Here is a 16048-nt window from a genome sequence, read left to right on the forward strand (position 1 = left end):
TCTCATGGCGGCAATTATTGCCGTTAGATGCCGCGTATTATAATGCGACAATATATGGTTTACAATGTGGATAATTATTAATAGATTGTTTCAATTTTATTGATAATAATCAATCCGGAACAGTTTGGCGTGGCGCTTATGAACGAAAGTTTCTAACTCTACAAGTCGATTTTCGTTAACCGAGGAGATTTATCCACAAGAACTTACGCAAGCCTGTGGGGGCGACTTCAGTCGCCCATTCAGATAAAAGGCGACTGCCAACAGTAGGCGCTTTAGGCGAAGTCGCCCCCACAGGTTTTAAACCCGCTTGTTTCGGCAGATGAACAGGCAAACTGCGTAAGTCCTATCCACGAAGTATATGGATTTTGTCGAGCCCATACAGCTTAGCCTTGGTGAAGCTGAAAAAACTTTGATAAACAGTGCGGGCCCGGCAAGAGAAAAATGACCTGACTACGGACTTTGCAAGGAGCAAAAAATCAGCCCCGCTGTCATATTTCCCAGTGCCTTTGTCGATGGATATTTGGTCCATCTGAACTTGACCGGAACAGTCAGGCTTTTTATAGTGAATCGATACTATGTTTCATAAGCGCACGTTTATGCGGTAGGTGGCATGGACCGTTGCGAGTCACGATGACCAAAATAAGGAGTGATGATGAAATTTCTTGCCGTTCATCCCAGCCCGCTCATGTATACCAAAGTGTTCCTGCGCCTGGAGCCGCTTGGTCTGGAACAGGTCGCCGACACGGCCCGCCGCCAGGGTTACCAGGTTCGCCTGATTGATTTGCAGGTGGAATCGCATCAGGATCTGTACCGTCTGCTGGATGACTGGCAACCCGACATCATCGCTTTTTCATTGAATTATCTCGCCAACGTCCCGGAAGTGATCGATCTGGCGAAAGCGGCCAAAACCCGGCTGTCTCATAGCTTTGTCTTTATCGGCGGTCATAGCGCTTCATTTACGGCGGAAGAATTGCTGGAGCACGGCGAGGGCAAAATCGATGCGATTTTAAAGGGCGAGGGCGAGTCAGGGCTTCCGTTGCTGCTGCAGGCCATCAAGGAAGACCGGGAAAACGTGCACTGCGTGCCCGGCGTCGTGACCATGAACGGCCAAGGCGGCCAGCCGACCTTCATGCCCGATCTGAATGATGTGTCGCCGGCGCGGGATCTGATCAGGCATCGCAAGAAATATTTTCTCGGCACGCTGGATCCGTGCGCGTCGATCGAATTTTCCAGGGGCTGTCCGTGGGACTGCTCGTTCTGCAGCGCCTGGACCTTTTACGGCCGCAGCTATCGCGTGCTGAGCCCTGAAAAAGTCGTCGAGGAAATGCAGCGTATCCGGGAGCCCGGTGTTTTCATTGTCGATGACGTGGCGTTCATTCAGGAAAAGAGGGGCTTTGAAATCGGCGAGGCGCTGGCCCGGAAGGGCATCAGGAAGGAGTATTATCTGGAAACCCGCGGCGACGTGCTGTTGCGCAACAAGGAGGTGTTCAAATTCTGGAAGGAACTCGGCATGAGCTATATGTTTCTGGGCATCGAATCGATCGACGAAGAGGGCTTGGAAAAATACCGTAAACGTATCGATTTGAGCCGCAATTTCGAAGCGCTGGAATTTGCAAGGTCTCTGGGCATCAATATCGCCATCAACATCATTGCCGACACGGACTGGGACCATGAGCGCTTCCGCGTGGTCAGGGAATGGTGCCGGGAAGTGCCGGAGATCGTCAATATCAGCATCAACACGCCTTATCCGGGCACCGAAAGCTGGCTGACCGAGTCCCGCCATCTGACGACGCGGGATTACCGGCTGTTCGATATCCAGCACGCGGTGCTGCCGACCCGCATGCCGATCGAGGAGTTTTACGCGGAACTGGTGGAAACCCAGCGGATCATGTTCACCAAGCACTTGGGCTGGGCGGCGGTGCGCGATGTCGCCAAGATCATCGGCGGCCATTTGATACGCGGCCAGACCAATTTCGTCAGCAATCTATTCAAGTTCGATAAAGTCTTCAATCCCGCGCTGCAGTTGGACGACCACCGCATGCCGGTCAAATACCAGATGAAACCGCCGGTCCGCGATGTGCAATTCGCCAATGCCAAGGCCCTGTCGAAATCCCTTTATGTCCATGAGCCCCTCGGGCGCGCCGGTCGGCAGCTGGATGATGATACCGAGCGTTTTGTCGATAAAAGCAGGGGCGCATGAGCCGTATGCAGAGTACGCACCCGTAACCATTCTGGAATCAAGCCACAATCAGATCCGGCGTTGAAAATGCGGGTAATGCTAGGAGCGATGCCTTTATGCCCTTTAGGGTACACATCGCGACTTGCCGGGCGGTTTTAAATCACGAGGCAGGCGCCGTTCCAGGGGACGGCAACAGGCCGGAAACAGCCTTGACCTGAAGGGTATTGTTTTTAGCCGAATCCATAATCCATATAGGTGTCCTTACATATTGTGTATTAAGTTTGAAATACGTACTGTCGATTTATGGGGAAATTGATTAGCCTGAATATTTCACCACGAAGGACACGAACGCCTCCAAGGATGGAGGCGGTAGAATTGCGTCTGGAACAGCAATCGAGTACACGAAGGCTTTTCAATTCAAATACTTAGAAATATTTCATGATGAGCTTATGAAGTTATCGGTAATAAATGATAACGCCATGATTTTCTTCGTGTTCTCGGCAACTGCTCCTGCGTTGCTCTACCTCCCACATCCATGCGGTCGTTCGTGTTCTCTGTGGTTTCATGAAATATCCGGGTTAGCAATTTTGCCGTGGTGATGTATGAGCATTTTCAGCCAAAAACCGCCAGTCAGTTTCTTTCAATCAATTTCAAATAGTTATAGCAATCAGACGTTACTTGGAAGCAACCCATGAAATCAAACGAAAGGGGAACTCCATGAAAGAGCAGGTTGTAACACACGAAGGCACGTTCGGGCTCTACTTGGACCCGGAAGACAAAGAAGAGAGGATTTTTTCGGGCCTTGGAAGTCCGGTCGTTCTTACGTTGAGGATGTCTTCCCCGCCTGTCGAGAGCATTGTGGAAGTAATGGTGGACGGTCATCAGATCACCGATGGAGTGATTAAACAAGTGGGGCTTGAGTCGCGTACATTCCGGATAGAAAAGGCGGAGACAATCGACTTGGTGCTGCGGGAAAAAAGTACATCGGCAACCGGCACTTATACCATTAGCGTTCTCATCTGACTCGCAAAAGAGTCATGAGCAGGCCCCAAGCAATGGACCGCCTCCCAGGACAGGAAATGATCCCGTCATTTCTCTGCATTCACCCCATCCATGGGGATTATGGAGGTGGTTGAGTCTTGTTACGATAGACCACTTTCCGGGATTAACCCAACATATGATATCCGGGATCGTCCGCTTATGCCGTGAACGGTCAGTTTGTGATCCGCCCCAACGCCAGCGTCAAACACTTTTGATCTCAGACTCAACCTGAAATTCCTGACACATTCCTGACACAGTACAGGCCGCCTCGAAGCTGCGGATCTCGAACAACGCCTCGCTCAGGCTCATTTCGCCGGCTTCCAGGAGCTTGCCGACCAGATGCTCGGTCAGCGGCATGAGCCTGGCCAGCACGGCCTTGGTTTCGCCATACAGGCGCTCGCTCTGCGCTTCCATGATGCTGCGCGTTTCCTCGTCGACCTCGCGGCTCTCGCTGGAGAGCGCGCCGAAGTTCAGGCGGGTCTTGCGGTACATGCCCATCTCGCCCACGGCATGGTGCAGCAACTTCGTCACGCGGGTGATGTCGTTGTGCGCACCGTTGGTCGTGCCTTCCTCGCCAAAGAACAGTTCCTCATTGGCCATGCCCCCCAGCAGCACGCGCACATCGTGTTCGATGTCGCCCTTGGTCTTGAGCAGGTTGGTCCCCTGTTTGTGGAAGACAAAGCCCAAGGCGTTGGTGCGCGGGTTGGCCTTGAGCGAAATCTTGATGGTCTTCATGTCGTCCAGGATCTGCTCCCAGTTGTCGTTGGTCAGCTGGCGCTCGCGCGCGAGATCCATCAGGAAGTGGCCCCACTCGTGCACGGCGATGATGCGGCGGTCGCGCTCGCGTTCCTTCGTGGCGTTGGTGTTGACGTTGCCCACCAGCACGCGCTCGGCGGCCTGCATCAGGGTATCGGCGCCGATCATCCCGCCCGTCTGCACGGCCGTGATGCCCGCCTGGTTGACAATGGTTTCCAGATCGGCCGGGCTGCGGCCTTCGGTCACTTCCACCAGATGGCGCAGGTCCAGATCGGGCAGCACCTTATCGGCCCGCTGGCCCAGGTAGTGGCCGATGATAGCCAGCCGCTCCGCCCGATTGGGCATGCGAAAGTCCACTTTCATCTGAAAGCGGCGCAGCATGGCCTCGTCCATCTCCATGGTTTCGCTGTTGAAGTTGCTGGCCACGATCCAGATGATTTCCGCTTCGTTCCTGCTGCGCACGCCATCCAGCACAGACAGAAACGTGTTCGCGGTGTCGTCGTCGAACTTGCGGCGGCCGCCGCGCTTCATGAACAGATCCTGCGCCTCGTCCAGGAAGATGATGCAGTGCTTGCGCCGCTTGGCCATGGCCACGATGCGGCTGAGTGTGTTCGAGCCGCCGGACACGAAGCCCGTTTCCAGATTGGCCGCGGAGTGGAACAGGATGGGCAGCCGCAGTTCCTTGGCCAGGTAGCTGGCCAGCTTGGTCTTGCCGGTACCCGCCGGGCCGCTGAACATCACATTGAAGGGCTTGAATATGCCGTACTCGGCATATTCCGCGCGGCGTTCATATTGATCCTTGATCTGGGCCACCTCGGCCTTGATGTCATCCATGCCCACCAGGTCGTCGATGGAGCCGTGCACCTGTGCCGGTTCGATGAACTTGAGCGACTTGTGCTGGCTCTTGAGCTGGAAGTACAGGAAGCCCAGCACGCCGAGCGTCAGTACGACCGTCAGCCCACCGCTGACGCGGGCCTTCCAGTTGTCATTCTCGGACTGCGGGCGGGCACTGGCAAAGCGCTGGTCCAGGAGTTCGAACAATTCAAGGCTGCCGGGGTCGAGCTCTGCGCGCGGGATGAAGGCCAGCTTGCTGCCCCAGGGCGCAGTGACGGCCTTGTCGGCGAAGATCTTGGCCTCCATGTCGCTAGGGTAATAGGCATGCAGTTTGTCCTGCGATTCGACCAGGATGATGCGCTCCGATACGTTCCACAGCAGCGGTTCGTAGACCACGGTGATGCGCTCGACCGGGTTCGTTTCCAGGAAGCTCAGCACCGAGCCGGCACCGAACACCACGGGCAGCTTATCGTTGAGAGTCCACGCCTCCTCGCCCGCCGTCATGGACTTGACCTGCTCAGCCACGGCGGCCTGTTTCTGGATGAGTATGAACGAATAGATGCCGGTGACCGGAATCAGGAGGGCAACGGCCAGCACCGTCAGCTTGATGGTTATCGATTGGATCACAAACCAGTCCTGTAGCCGGCTGGCAGACTTCTTGATGGCGAGCCTAAGACGCGTTGCGGCCGGAGCCGCATCGCTGGGATTAGACAAATCTGACATGAAAGTTCCTCAAAGCGGGCGCTAGTCATATTCCGGAGCCGGAGCATGATCACGCTGAACAAAAGTCCTTTAGATCCTGATTCAAGCTCGAGGTTCCGTTGCTTTTGTGCGAATCCAGAGAAACCGGAGCAGCAAGGCTGGAAGAAGAGCTGGTGAATAAACCCGGATGTTTTATGAAATATCCGGGTTAGGCGCCTGAGTCAATTGTCAGCGTGACATCAGTCACTCATTCTTTCACAGTCTCGTATACCCTAACGGGTTCAACCCGGCGTTGAGCGATCAGGCCGATCAATGCTGCTGTGCAGTAGATAGAGCAGTAACGGTCATTGTTTTGTTTCTTGTGAAACAAACCTCAGCATTTCTTTATCTATGGTTTATGTACTGATGGGGCTTGCTGACGGTGAGGGCGGAATCAGGCAACAGATCGCTTTTATTGCCGGCGCATGGCGCGGAGATCACTGTAACTCAGCTGATTGGCCGGGTATGCAGCCGCTCCATGGGATATTACCTTTGTCCGAGTGTCAAACAGAAATGGTCATGAGCAAGATGCGGCATAAGAATTATCTTCAATGTTACAAGCGTTCACTCATCGCAGTGATGTCCGTACTGCTCATGACAGGTGTCGTTACGCTTCCTCTTGGCGCCGCCGAAGCGCCGCTGAAAAGCGCCTCCCTCATGCCGCTATGGAGTCCTCAGGCCCAGTTTGCCGGTTATTACGTGGCGCTGGACAAGGGCATCTATGCCCGGCATGGGATCGATCTCGAAATCCTCAGGGCCGGGCCCGGCTGTTCTCCTGCTGAAGAGCTCAAGAACGGCACGGCCGATTTTGCCATTCTTTGGTTGACAACCGCCCTGCAGCATCGCGCCGAGGGCGCTGAACTCGTTAACCTGGCCCAAATCATCCAGCGCTCGGCGATGATGCTGATCTCGAAAAAATCGGCCGGCATCGAAACCATCGAAGATATGAACGGCAAGAAAGTGGGGTTGTGGGAAGGCGACGTGTCGATACCGCCGCGCACGCTGTTCGCCAGGCACGGCATCAAGGTTCGGGAAGTGCGCCAGTCCCACACCGTCAATCTCTTCCTGCGCGGCGGCATCGATGTAGCTTCCGCCATGTGGTTCAATGAGTACCACACGCTGCTCAATTCGGGCATCGATCCCGAGGAATTGAACGTCATCTTTCTTAGGGACCAGGGCATGAATTTTCCGGAGGACGGGATCTACACGATGGAAAAGACGCTGCGCGACGATCCTGTCATGGTGGAAGCCTTTGTCAACGCATCGCTGGAGGGATGGCGCTATGCCTTCGACCATCCCGACGAGACGCTGGATATCGTCATCAAACACATGCGCGAGGCGCATTTACCGGCCAACAGGATGCACCAGAAATGGATGCTGGAACGGATGCGGGACCTGATGAAGCCTGTCGATCCCCAGGCAACCCCCGGCTATCTTGTCGAGCAGGACTATGAAGCCGTAGCCCGCGCCATGCAAAAACACGGCCTGATTCAAGGCTACCCCGACTACAGCGTCTTTGTCTGGAGGGCCGATGCCGGGCAAAGATAGCATTGTCATCAGGCTCGTTCTGGTTATCACGCTCTTCAGCGCCGTCATCTTTGCCGTCACGCTCGGCTATAACTATTACCGGTCCCGCGCCATTCTGCAAAACGAGCTGGAAAGCAATGCGCACAACCTTGCCATGTCACTGGTGCATCGGGTAGAGGCCCAGCTGACAGCGGTTGCCAAAGTGACGGCGGGAGTAGCCCTCTCGCTGGAAATCAGCCGGCATACGGAGCGGGAACTGCTCGATCTGATCAGAGCCACCGTCGAAAACAATCCCGAAATTTACGGATCGGCCGTCGCCTTTGAGCCCTATGCCTTCAGTGCAAGCAAGCGCCTGTATGCGCCTTATTATTACCGCGATAAGGGCAAGATCGCCTTTAGCCGCCTGGAAAACTCCTACCTCGACGTGCCTTATCTGTACTGGGACTGGTATCAGATTCCGCGCGAGCTGGGCAGACTCGAATGGAGCGAACCGTACTTCGATGAAGGCGCCGGCAACATTTTGATGTCGACCTGTTCGGTCCCGTTCTACGAGGGCACCGGCGCTGCCCGGCAACTCAAGGGAATCGTGACCGCCGATGTTTCCCTTGAGGCTCTGACGAACTATATCTCCTCCGTCAAGATACTCAGGACCGGCTACGCGGCCCTGCTGTCACGCAACGCGATGATACTGGCCCACCCGTTGAACGAGGCCATCATGAACGAAACGTTCTTCAGCATCGCGGAGGCGCGCAATGACCCTTACCTGCGGGCGCTCGGCAAGAAAATGGTCCGGGGCGAATCCGGCTTCGTCCATTACACCAGCATAGTCGGATTCACGAGCTGGATGTATTACACGCCGATCCCCTCGACCGGCTGGACGCTGGCCGTCGTATTCCCCGAGGCGGAGCTGCTGGAGAATGTCAGAAAGTTAAGCATGACCATGGCGGCGATGGGATTGGGCGGGATATTGCTGCTGACCCTGGCGGTCATCTCCATTGCCCGCGCCATCACCAAGCCGCTGCGCTTGCTGACGGCGGCGACCGATGAGATCGCTGCCGGCAACTTCGACGTGCCGTTGCCGGCGGTGCGCTCGAATGACGAGGTCGGGGTGCTCACGCACAATTTTCAGCTCATGGAGCAGTCGCTCAAGGAATACATCCGGAACCTGACCGAAACCACCGCCGCCAAGGAACGGATCCAGAGCGAGCTCAAGGTGGCGACCCAGATTCAGGCGAGCCTGCTGCCGCGCATTTTTCCGCCCTTTCCCGAACATCCCGAGTTTGAGATTTACGCCTCCATGGTACCGGCCAAAGAGGTGGGGGGCGACTTCTACGACTTTTTCTTCATTGACGAGAACAATCTGTGTTTCCTGATCGCGGACGTTTCCGACAAGGGGGTTCCCGCGGCGCTGTACATGATGGTGGCCAAAACCCTGCTGAAGACCGAAGGCCAGCGGCTTGGCGAGCCCGACCGGATGCTGGCCTCCGTCAACCGGATTCTCGCCTCGGACAATGACAGCTGCATGTTCACGACGGTGTTCTGCGCCATCCTGGACACCACGACCGGCCACGTGCGTTTCGCCAATGCCGGACACAATCCGCCGTTGCTTGTCGACTCGCAAGGCGTGCGCTATCTGGCCTTAAAACCCGGTCTGATGCTGGGCGCCATGGCTGAAACCGTCTTTGTGACCGAGCGCCTGACCCTGGAGCGGGAAGGCATTCTTTTTCTCTATACCGATGGCGTGACCGAGGCAAAAAACGGGGAAGAGGCGCTGTATGGCGAGGAACGCCTGCTCAGGGCGTTGCAAAGCGCGCCGCAAGCGGACCTTGCAACCCTGGTCCATTACATCGGCGCCGAGGTGGCGCAGCATGCCGGAGGCGCTCCTCAATCGGACGACATCACCATGCTGGCGATAAAAATGAAGACCAATAATGTCAATCGGCAACAGGCAGGGAAGGGACATGAATAAACCGACGCTGTTAACGCTGATTATTCTGGCGTTCATCGCTTTTATCGCCGGCTGCGAAAAAACCGAAACGGTCATCGCCCGCCTGGACGATGCGGAAACGGCAAGAATCGGCGTGATGACCGGCTCAACCGGAGAAGCCATCACGACGGCCAGGTTCCCCAAGGCGCAGGTCAAAAGCTTCGACGATATCATGGACGCCGTTGCCGCGATGAGCTCCGGCCAGCTCGATGCCATCGTGACGGCATATCCGGCGGCGCTTCAGGTCACGAAGAAAAATCCGGCATTGGGCCTGCTGCCCGAGCCGCTGGCTTACGAAGACACCGCGATCGCGGTCAAAAAAGGCAATGACGAGCTGTTGGCCGACTTGAACCGGATCATCTCCGAACTGAAGAGCGACGGGACCCTCGAGTCGATGAAGCGGCGCTGGTTCAAGCCGGATCTGGCGCCTTACGAAGAACTGGACATCGTGCTCCCCAAGGCAGGAACGCCGCTGAAAATAGGCGTCAGCGCCACACGCGAGCCGTTCAGTTTCGTGGACAAAGCCGGACGGGTCAGCGGCCATGACGGCGAGCTGGCGCGCATTATCGGCACCAGACTCAACAGGCCGGTCGAGTTTTTCAACATGAAATTCATGGCGCTGATCCCGGCGCTGCAATCGGGCAAGGTGGACATGATCGTAACCGGCATGACCGCAACCGATGAACGCAAAAAATACGTCGATTTCACCCAACCCTATTACGCCAACGCGCAGGTCATGCTGGTCAGGCGGCTTCCGGCCGGCGGACGGGAACCGGCTGTCCGGCGCGCCGGACAGCTTGCCTCCGTTGAGGACCTGAAAGACAAGCGCATCGGCGTGCTGGTCGGCTCCGCGCATGACACTTATGCGACCAAAAACTATCCGGATGCAACCCTTCTGCAATACAAGACGCCCGCCGATGTCGCACTGGCGGTCAAGACCGGCAAGGTCGATGCCGCCCTGTTCGATGCCGAGCCCTTGCGCGAAATCCTGCGCCAGGACGACAGTCTGGGTGTTTTGGAGGCGTCCCTGTTTTCCTTTGACGTAGGCGTCGGCTTCAAAAAAGGCAATGAGGCACTGAGGGATCAGTTCAATCAGTTTCTGGCCCGGATCAAGCAAAACGGCATCCACGCCGACATGATCCGGCGCTGGATGGAAAAAGGCGACACGCGCATGCCGGTCATCGACAACCCCGGATCGAATGGCGTTCTGGTCGCCGGCGTCAGTGATGTCGGGCTGCCCTTTACCGCGGTCAAGGATAACCGGCTGGTCGGGTTCGATATCGAACTGGCGGAACGGTTCGCCGCGTCTCTCGGCAAAACGGTCGAATTTTCCAACATGGAGTTCGGCAGCCTGATCGTCGCCGTTTCGACCGGCAAGGTCGACATGATCGCCAGCTCCATTTATATAACGGACGAACGAAAACGGCAGATCAATTTTTCCGATCCGTATTATGAAATGGGCACCAGCGTCTTCGCCCTCAAAAAGAGTATTGCCGCTTATGACGCCGGACCCGGCGCGGCAACCGGGGCTCCCTCGTTCCTCGAAAGGACAGCCACCAGCTTTCGCAGCAACATCATGCAGGAAAACCGTTACCTGCTGATCTGGAACGGATTGAAAACCACACTGGTCATTTCCATTTTCTCGACGCTCCTGGGCACACTGCTGGGCGCGCTGGTCTGCTTCATGCGCATGTCGCCGCGGACCGTGCTCAATCTGCCGGCCAGGGTTTATATCAATATCATCCGTGGCATGCCGGTGCTGGTACTGTTGATGCTGATCTTTTATGTGGTCTTCGCGTCGGTCAATATCAGCCCGGTGCTGGTGGCGATTATCGCCTTCGGGATGAATTTTGCCGCTTACGTCTCCGAAATCTTCCGGTCCGGCATCGAAGGGGTAGGCAAAGGCCAGATCGAGGCCGGCATCGCCATGGGCTTCACCCGGGTCAAGACCTTCGTGTTCATTGTGCTGCCGCAGACCGTGCAGCGCATTTTGCCGGTCTACAAAGGGGAGTTCATCTCGCTGGTGAAGATGAGACGTCCATTGTCGGCTACATCGCGGTCCAGGACCTCACCAAGGCCAGCGACATCATTCGCAGTCGTACCTTCGACGCGTTCTTTCCGCTGGTCATGGTGGCGATTCTGTATTTCGTGATCGCCTGGATTCTGATGCTGTCACTGGAATACCTGGAACGGATGACCGACCCGAAATACAAACGGCGCAAGGCGGCCAGACCATGATCCGGATCGAGCACCTGTCAAAAAAATTCGGCGACCTGACCGTGCTGAAAGACATCACGACCGACATCAAAACCGGCGAAGTCGTTTCCATCATCGGCCCGTCCGGTACCGGCAAGAGCACCCTGCTGCGCTGCCTCAACCTGCTTGAAATGCCGAGCGGCGGGTCCATTTATATCAATGGCGTGGACATCCTGGACAAGAACACCGATGTCGCCAAAATACGCCAGAAGATGAATATGGTGTTCCAGTCATTCAATCTTTTTTCCCACCTGTCGGTGATGGAAAACCTGACCCTCGGGCCGATCAAGCTGAAGGGCATGAGCAAGCCGGCCGCGCAGGCCAAAGCGCTGGAACTGCTGCGTCTGGTCGGGCTGGCCGAGAAAGCCGGCAATTACCCGGACGAGCTTTCCGGCGGCCAGCAGCAGCGCGTGGCGATCGCCCGCTGCCTGGCCATGGAGCCGGAGATCATCCTGTTCGACGAGCCGACTTCGGCGCTGGACCCCACCATGATCAGGGAAGTGCTCGCGGTCATCCATCGCCTGGCCAGGGAGGGCATGACCATGGCGATCGTCACCCATGAAATGGATTTTGCCCGGAATGTATCGAACCGGGTGCTGTACATGGACGAAGGGCTGATCTACGAAGAGGGCACGCCGGAGCAGATTTTTGAGCACCCGCAAAAGGCCAGGACCCAGGCTTTCATCAACAGGATTCTCAGTTACACCCGGCGCATCAGCTCGCCGGACTACGACCTGTACGCCATGAATGCGGAAATCGAAGCCTTTTGCGAAAAGCAGATCCTGCCAAAGCAGACCCGAAACGACTTGCTGCTGGTGGTTGAGGAATTGCTGCAAATCTACAAGCCTTACCTGCGTACGGCCGTGCTGGACATGACCATCACCTATTCGGAAAAGACCGAACGCCTTGAGCTGGTCTGCGAAAGCACCGGGGAACCGGCCAATCCGCTGGAAAGCGAGCGCTTGACCGATGACCTGGGGCTGATGATTATCAGGAACTTGACCGAAAGCATCGACTACCGCTGGATCGACGGCAAAAACAGATTACAATTCCTGATCAAGACCAATCGCCCGTGAGGAATAGCATCCATGGATTTGCACACCAGAGTAGAAAGCCATGCCACCGTGGTAACAATCAGCGGCAGGCTGGACGCGGTTACGGCGCCCGAGTATGAAAAAAGAATCCGGGAAATGATCGACAGCGGCGCTGTTTCCTTTGTGGTTGACTTTGACCAGGTTGACTACATCAGCAGCGCCGGCCTGCGGGCGTTGCTGCTCATGACCAAGCTGCTGAATGCCAAAGGGGGCAGGGTGTGTCTGGCGAATGTCAAGGGCAACGTCCGGTCGGTATTTGAAATGTGCGGTTTCTGCGCCGTGTTCAGGATGGAGAATTCCGTCGCCGAGGCGCTCGCCGCACTTGCCTGAATAAAGGCTTTGCGGGAAACCGCTATTCCGAAGCCTTATGCCGCAAGTGCTTGCGCAAAACAATCACATTGCCGGAGCCGTCATAATCGGCATGGACCTCGTCCATCAGCTTCTTCACCATATGCACCCCGAGCCCGCCGATCGGGCGATCGTTAACATCCAGATCCAGATTGGGCTCAGGGGCCTGCATGAAAGGGTCGAACCGGGGCGCGTCATCCCGAAGCAGAATTTCCAGCCAGTCGTCCGATATAATCAGTTGGACCTGCATGAACCGGTCGGCGGCACCCTTGAGGCCGTGAACAATGACGTTGGTTATCAACTCTTCCAGACACAGGTTGACGGAGAAGGCCAGATCGCGATCGGGCAGAACCTCGTTGACCGCATCGGCCAGTGTTTCGATTGCTTCGAGTCGCGCAGGCACCCGGCAATCCAGCAACACCTGCTTGTCGTGCCCGCAAGGACGGGATTTCATGAATCTGGCTTCCTGAGTCTGGGTGGGTTTGTAGGATTCCATCACATTAAGACTCGAATCTCAAAAGAGTATTCTATTGGGACTCCGGTTTTTAGCGTTTTTGGTTCTTTCCAATAAAAACCTATCGTGTGGCATGATACAAAATGTAGGGTGCGCACCGCGTACCTTTAACAGCCGGGCATCACTCACCCGTACATTGAATGCTGTCGAGACCGGCATAGTCTTCAATTCTCGATCCCCAGCGTTCCGGGTAAAAGCCTTGTTTCAGCCAATGGTGAAACGACGAATAAGGCCAGTCAATGACATGTTTGACCAGCCCGTGCTTTACCGGATTGAAATGCAGGTAATCGAGGTGGTTCTGGTAATCGCGTTCATCGCGCAGCGCATGTTCCCAAAAGCGCCGCTGCCAGATGCCGCGCCGCCGGTAGCGCAGGCGCGAGGCGGTCACCGATTGTTCGGTGCCGCCCGAAGCCAGCCAGGTCTGAGTGAAGTGTTTTTTGACAATGCCCCAGCGTTTTGAGTAATCGCAATCAACAATCGGCAATGTCCAGATGGCGTGGATATGATCAGGCAGCATCACCAGCGCATCGACGCGAAACGGTAGTTGTTGCCGGCAATGTCGAATCGCCTCCCGCAAGCAATCCCGAGCCTTATCATTCGCCAGAATACCCGCCCGGCGTTCCGTCACCACAGTAAAGAAATACGATCCGCCCGGCACGTAACAGCGACGATAATCAGACATCCCCATCTCCGAAAAAAACACGAGCAACCATATTACAACGGCAAATCCACCGTAGGGTACGCATTGCGTACCATTTTCAAAGTTTTTTCGGTGAACCAAACCTCAAAAGGTACGCGGTGCGTACCCTACGGGCTGGTTATGTGTTTCTTTCGTTGCCATATTTATCTACCTCGCATCCACAGCAGTGGCAAGTCCAGCCACCGAACAAAACCTGTGTTTGATTCTTTGGTTTTCTAATTATGGGTAATGGGGTATTGCACTTCGGGCATTTTACCCAGTCGAGATTGATGCCCATTGCGCCTGAATCTGGCCATATTTTAATAATCTCATAAGCTGCTGAGACGAAAACAAAGATTATTAAAATTATGGTGATAATGTTATCCATGTTATTTGCATATAACGTCGCATTCAGCGGCTTGTCCGCTGCAATGCATTGTTCAGCTTTTATAGAGTTCCCTGCTCAACCAGTAGTTGACCAATTCTGGTCAACTCTTTTGTGCGTAGTTCAATAAAGTCTTCGAAGGACAATTTGCCATCACGAGCTACCTTAGGAATTAAGGCTGCATCAAAAATGGCGCCAGCTTGATCTTTAGGTATATCCTTAAAGTACTGTTCTGGTGCCTTATCGCTAATTGCATTATTTTCTGAAGCCGAAAGAAAACAAATATTAGAAATTATGTTAGCCTCATGAAAATAAATTCCCTGGCTATTAAGGTGCGCTTTAGGATAAATATGATGGAATTGGCGAGCGTTGTATGCTGAAAGTACAGACCCCAAGTCTACGTCTGAACCGGTTAGAAATGATTTTGGACGCAGTTGAGCCATCAAACACAATGCGGCCTTGGCCGAAGTCGAATTAATCCGCCAAGAACTTTTAAAAACACTCTCCTTCACGACAACTTTAGTATCATCAAACGGTGTTTCACCATTAAATACCAGCTGCATTTTCGACAAGTCTTCAAGAACTAACCTATTTGTACCTGCTTTGTATCTTTGCGTAAGCGCACACTGCCAGAACCATTTTTTTAACTGTAAAAATTGATTGGCAGTTGGCTTTTTGATTTTTGCATAAAAATGCACAATTGGAATAATCATAATTGGGAAAGGGACAAAGACAATATTTTTTATTTTTAGTTGTCCCTCAAGGAAATCAACCGCCGCAAAAACAGCATTTTTTAGATTACTAACCCCGTCAACTAGCGTATCGGGATCGACATCTACTAAATCATTCTCATCAATTGATCCGATTGTAATTGATGCCAACATACGCATAAGTAGTGGTTGGTCAATTTTTTCGTAGCCTTTGTCTGCCAGCTTATCTAATAGTGACTCTATTTCTCGCCTGAGATCGAACTTGTCAGACCACGTCCAAGCTGTGAGAAGCTCCATGCTACTAAGTGGCGTTCCAGATGAGTTAATCCTTTGAAAAATACTACAAACCTCTTTATTGCTTCTTTCTCTTATTGTCACTATCGGAAATTCATAATCTTTAAACGCCTCAGTCAACTTAGCTATTTTTGCCTTTTGCTCATCTTTAAACTTGGGCAATTCCGCTAAAAGCTTTGTGGTGTCAAGTATCTTGTTAAGCTGGATCCTATCTTTGTTTGCGGTTGCGGAGTTGTGTGCAAAAATATCTTCTTCAGGCAGATAGCAAATATTAAACCTTCCTGCTAGTTCTACATCAGCTGTATTCTGATCAGAGTTGAATACTCCATATAGTGTTGTTAGCCTTTGCTGTCCATCAAGTATATAGTTCACAGGGTAGTCTTCTGGTGTTTCTGGCAGTTTAAAGCCACCAACATTTCTTTCGTGCTTGAGTTCTACTTTAGTTGACCACATTAATAGCGATCCAACCGGATAGCCCCTATAAATAGAATCCAACAAACTGATTATCTGCTCATCAGTCCAAATATACTGGCGCTGAAAAACAGGAATCTTAATGTTACCCCTTTCAACATCGGACAAAAGCGATGCCAAGCGCGGACTGGAGGGCGTTATCTTTGTTGCTGCTGCCATAAATATTATCCTTAGTTGGATTCGATCTCATTATCAGCTGAATAAGCGATTATCTAAATCTGGATAACATGCA

Annotated in this window: 11 protein-coding genes; 7 read left to right on the plus strand and 4 right to left on the minus strand. The window is 54.0% G+C overall.

Translation table 11 applies throughout. The annotated features are described in order from the left end of the window. Positions 1-649: 649 nt before the first annotated feature. Positions 650-2200 (plus strand): hopanoid C-3 methylase HpnR, encoded by a 1551-nt coding sequence (hpnR, locus tag METMA_RS0117080; RefSeq protein ID WP_232216374.1) that lies wholly within the window; start codon positions 650-652, stop codon positions 2198-2200. A gap of 696 nt (positions 2201-2896) precedes the next feature. After that, positions 2897-3202, plus strand: coding sequence for a hypothetical protein (locus METMA_RS0117085; protein WP_020160328.1), 306 nt, complete (start codon positions 2897-2899; stop codon positions 3200-3202). A 219-nt stretch (positions 3203-3421) separates the two neighbouring features. On the opposite strand, the gene METMA_RS0117090 is transcribed toward METMA_RS0117085, so the two are convergent. Beyond that, complete coding sequence (locus METMA_RS0117090) at positions 3422-5533, minus strand: AAA family ATPase (RefSeq protein WP_020160329.1); 2112 nt, start codon at positions 5531-5533, stop codon at positions 3422-3424. Positions 5534-6070: 537 nt separating this feature from the next. Between METMA_RS0117090 and METMA_RS0117095 the strand changes: the two genes are divergently transcribed. The 5 genes from METMA_RS0117095 (at position 6071) to METMA_RS0117115 (ending at position 12745) form a co-directional block, all read left to right on the plus strand. Continuing rightward, the gene (locus tag METMA_RS0117095) at positions 6071-7099 is read left to right on the plus strand and encodes an ABC transporter substrate-binding protein (protein WP_156830535.1); all 1029 of its coding nucleotides are present in this window, start codon (positions 6071-6073) and stop codon (positions 7097-7099) included. Next, complete coding sequence (locus METMA_RS0117100) at positions 7083-9047, plus strand: SpoIIE family protein phosphatase (RefSeq protein ID WP_020160331.1); 1965 nt, start codon at positions 7083-7085, stop codon at positions 9045-9047. Before METMA_RS0117095 ends, METMA_RS0117100 begins: the two co-directional genes overlap by 17 nt. Then, positions 9040-11217: an ABC transporter permease subunit gene (locus METMA_RS24910; RefSeq protein WP_232216375.1), complete on the plus strand. Its 2178-nt coding sequence runs from the start codon at positions 9040-9042 to the stop codon at positions 11215-11217. The genes METMA_RS0117100 and METMA_RS24910 overlap by 8 nt, the downstream gene beginning before the upstream one ends. Positions 11218-11299: 82 nt before the next feature. Continuing rightward, the gene (locus tag METMA_RS0117110; RefSeq protein WP_020160332.1) at positions 11300-12397 is read left to right on the plus strand and encodes an ATP-binding cassette domain-containing protein; all 1098 of its coding nucleotides are present in this window, start codon (positions 11300-11302) and stop codon (positions 12395-12397) included. A gap of 12 nt (positions 12398-12409) precedes the next feature. Then, positions 12410-12745, plus strand: coding sequence for an STAS domain-containing protein (locus METMA_RS0117115; RefSeq protein ID WP_020160333.1), 336 nt, complete (start codon positions 12410-12412; stop codon positions 12743-12745). A gap of 22 nt (positions 12746-12767) precedes the next feature. On the opposite strand, the gene METMA_RS0117120 is transcribed toward METMA_RS0117115, so the two are convergent. The 3 genes from METMA_RS0117120 to METMA_RS0117130 all read right to left on the minus strand — a co-directional run bounded on the left by METMA_RS0117120 (position 12768) and on the right by METMA_RS0117130 (position 15975). Beyond that, the gene (locus METMA_RS0117120) at positions 12768-13217 is read right to left on the minus strand and encodes an ATP-binding protein (RefSeq protein WP_020160334.1); all 450 of its coding nucleotides are present in this window, start codon (positions 13215-13217) and stop codon (positions 12768-12770) included. A gap of 181 nt (positions 13218-13398) precedes the next feature. Beyond that, the gene (locus tag METMA_RS0117125) at positions 13399-13959 is read right to left on the minus strand and encodes an REP-associated tyrosine transposase (RefSeq protein WP_020160335.1); all 561 of its coding nucleotides are present in this window, start codon (positions 13957-13959) and stop codon (positions 13399-13401) included. A gap of 444 nt (positions 13960-14403) precedes the next feature. Then, the gene (locus METMA_RS0117130) at positions 14404-15975 is read right to left on the minus strand and encodes a GmrSD restriction endonuclease domain-containing protein (RefSeq protein WP_020160336.1); all 1572 of its coding nucleotides are present in this window, start codon (positions 15973-15975) and stop codon (positions 14404-14406) included. Positions 15976-16048: the final 73 nt, after the last annotated feature.

This window comes from Methylobacter marinus A45 (assembly GCF_000383855.1).
GTDB lineage: Bacteria > Pseudomonadota > Gammaproteobacteria > Methylococcales > Methylomonadaceae > Methylobacter > Methylobacter marinus.

Bases quoted from the DNA above. Each gene is read 5' to 3' on its own strand.
- METMA_RS0117130 (WP_020160336.1), bottom strand. From the start codon at position 15,975: ATGGCAGCAGCAACAAAGATAACGCCCTCCAGTCCGCGCTTGGCATCG.
- METMA_RS0117125 (WP_020160335.1), bottom strand. From the start codon at position 13,959: ATGTCTGATTATCGTCGCTGTTACGTGCCGGGCGGATCGTATTTCTTT.
- METMA_RS0117120 (WP_020160334.1), bottom strand. From the start codon at position 13,217: ATGAAATCCCGTCCTTGCGGGCACGACAAGCAGGTGTTGCTGGATTGC.
- METMA_RS0117085 (WP_020160328.1), top strand. From the start codon at position 2,897: ATGAAAGAGCAGGTTGTAACACACGAAGGCACGTTCGGGCTCTACTTG.
- METMA_RS0117100 (WP_020160331.1), top strand. From the start codon at position 7,083: ATGCCGGGCAAAGATAGCATTGTCATCAGGCTCGTTCTGGTTATCACG.
- METMA_RS0117095 (WP_156830535.1), top strand. From the start codon at position 6,071: ATGAGCAAGATGCGGCATAAGAATTATCTTCAATGTTACAAGCGTTCA.
- METMA_RS0117110 (WP_020160332.1), top strand. From the start codon at position 11,300: ATGATCCGGATCGAGCACCTGTCAAAAAAATTCGGCGACCTGACCGTG.
- METMA_RS0117115 (WP_020160333.1), top strand. From the start codon at position 12,410: ATGGATTTGCACACCAGAGTAGAAAGCCATGCCACCGTGGTAACAATC.
- METMA_RS24910 (WP_232216375.1), top strand. From the start codon at position 9,040: ATGAATAAACCGACGCTGTTAACGCTGATTATTCTGGCGTTCATCGCT.
- METMA_RS0117090 (WP_020160329.1), bottom strand. From the start codon at position 5,533: ATGTCAGATTTGTCTAATCCCAGCGATGCGGCTCCGGCCGCAACGCGT.
- hpnR (WP_232216374.1), top strand. From the start codon at position 650: ATGATGAAATTTCTTGCCGTTCATCCCAGCCCGCTCATGTATACCAAA.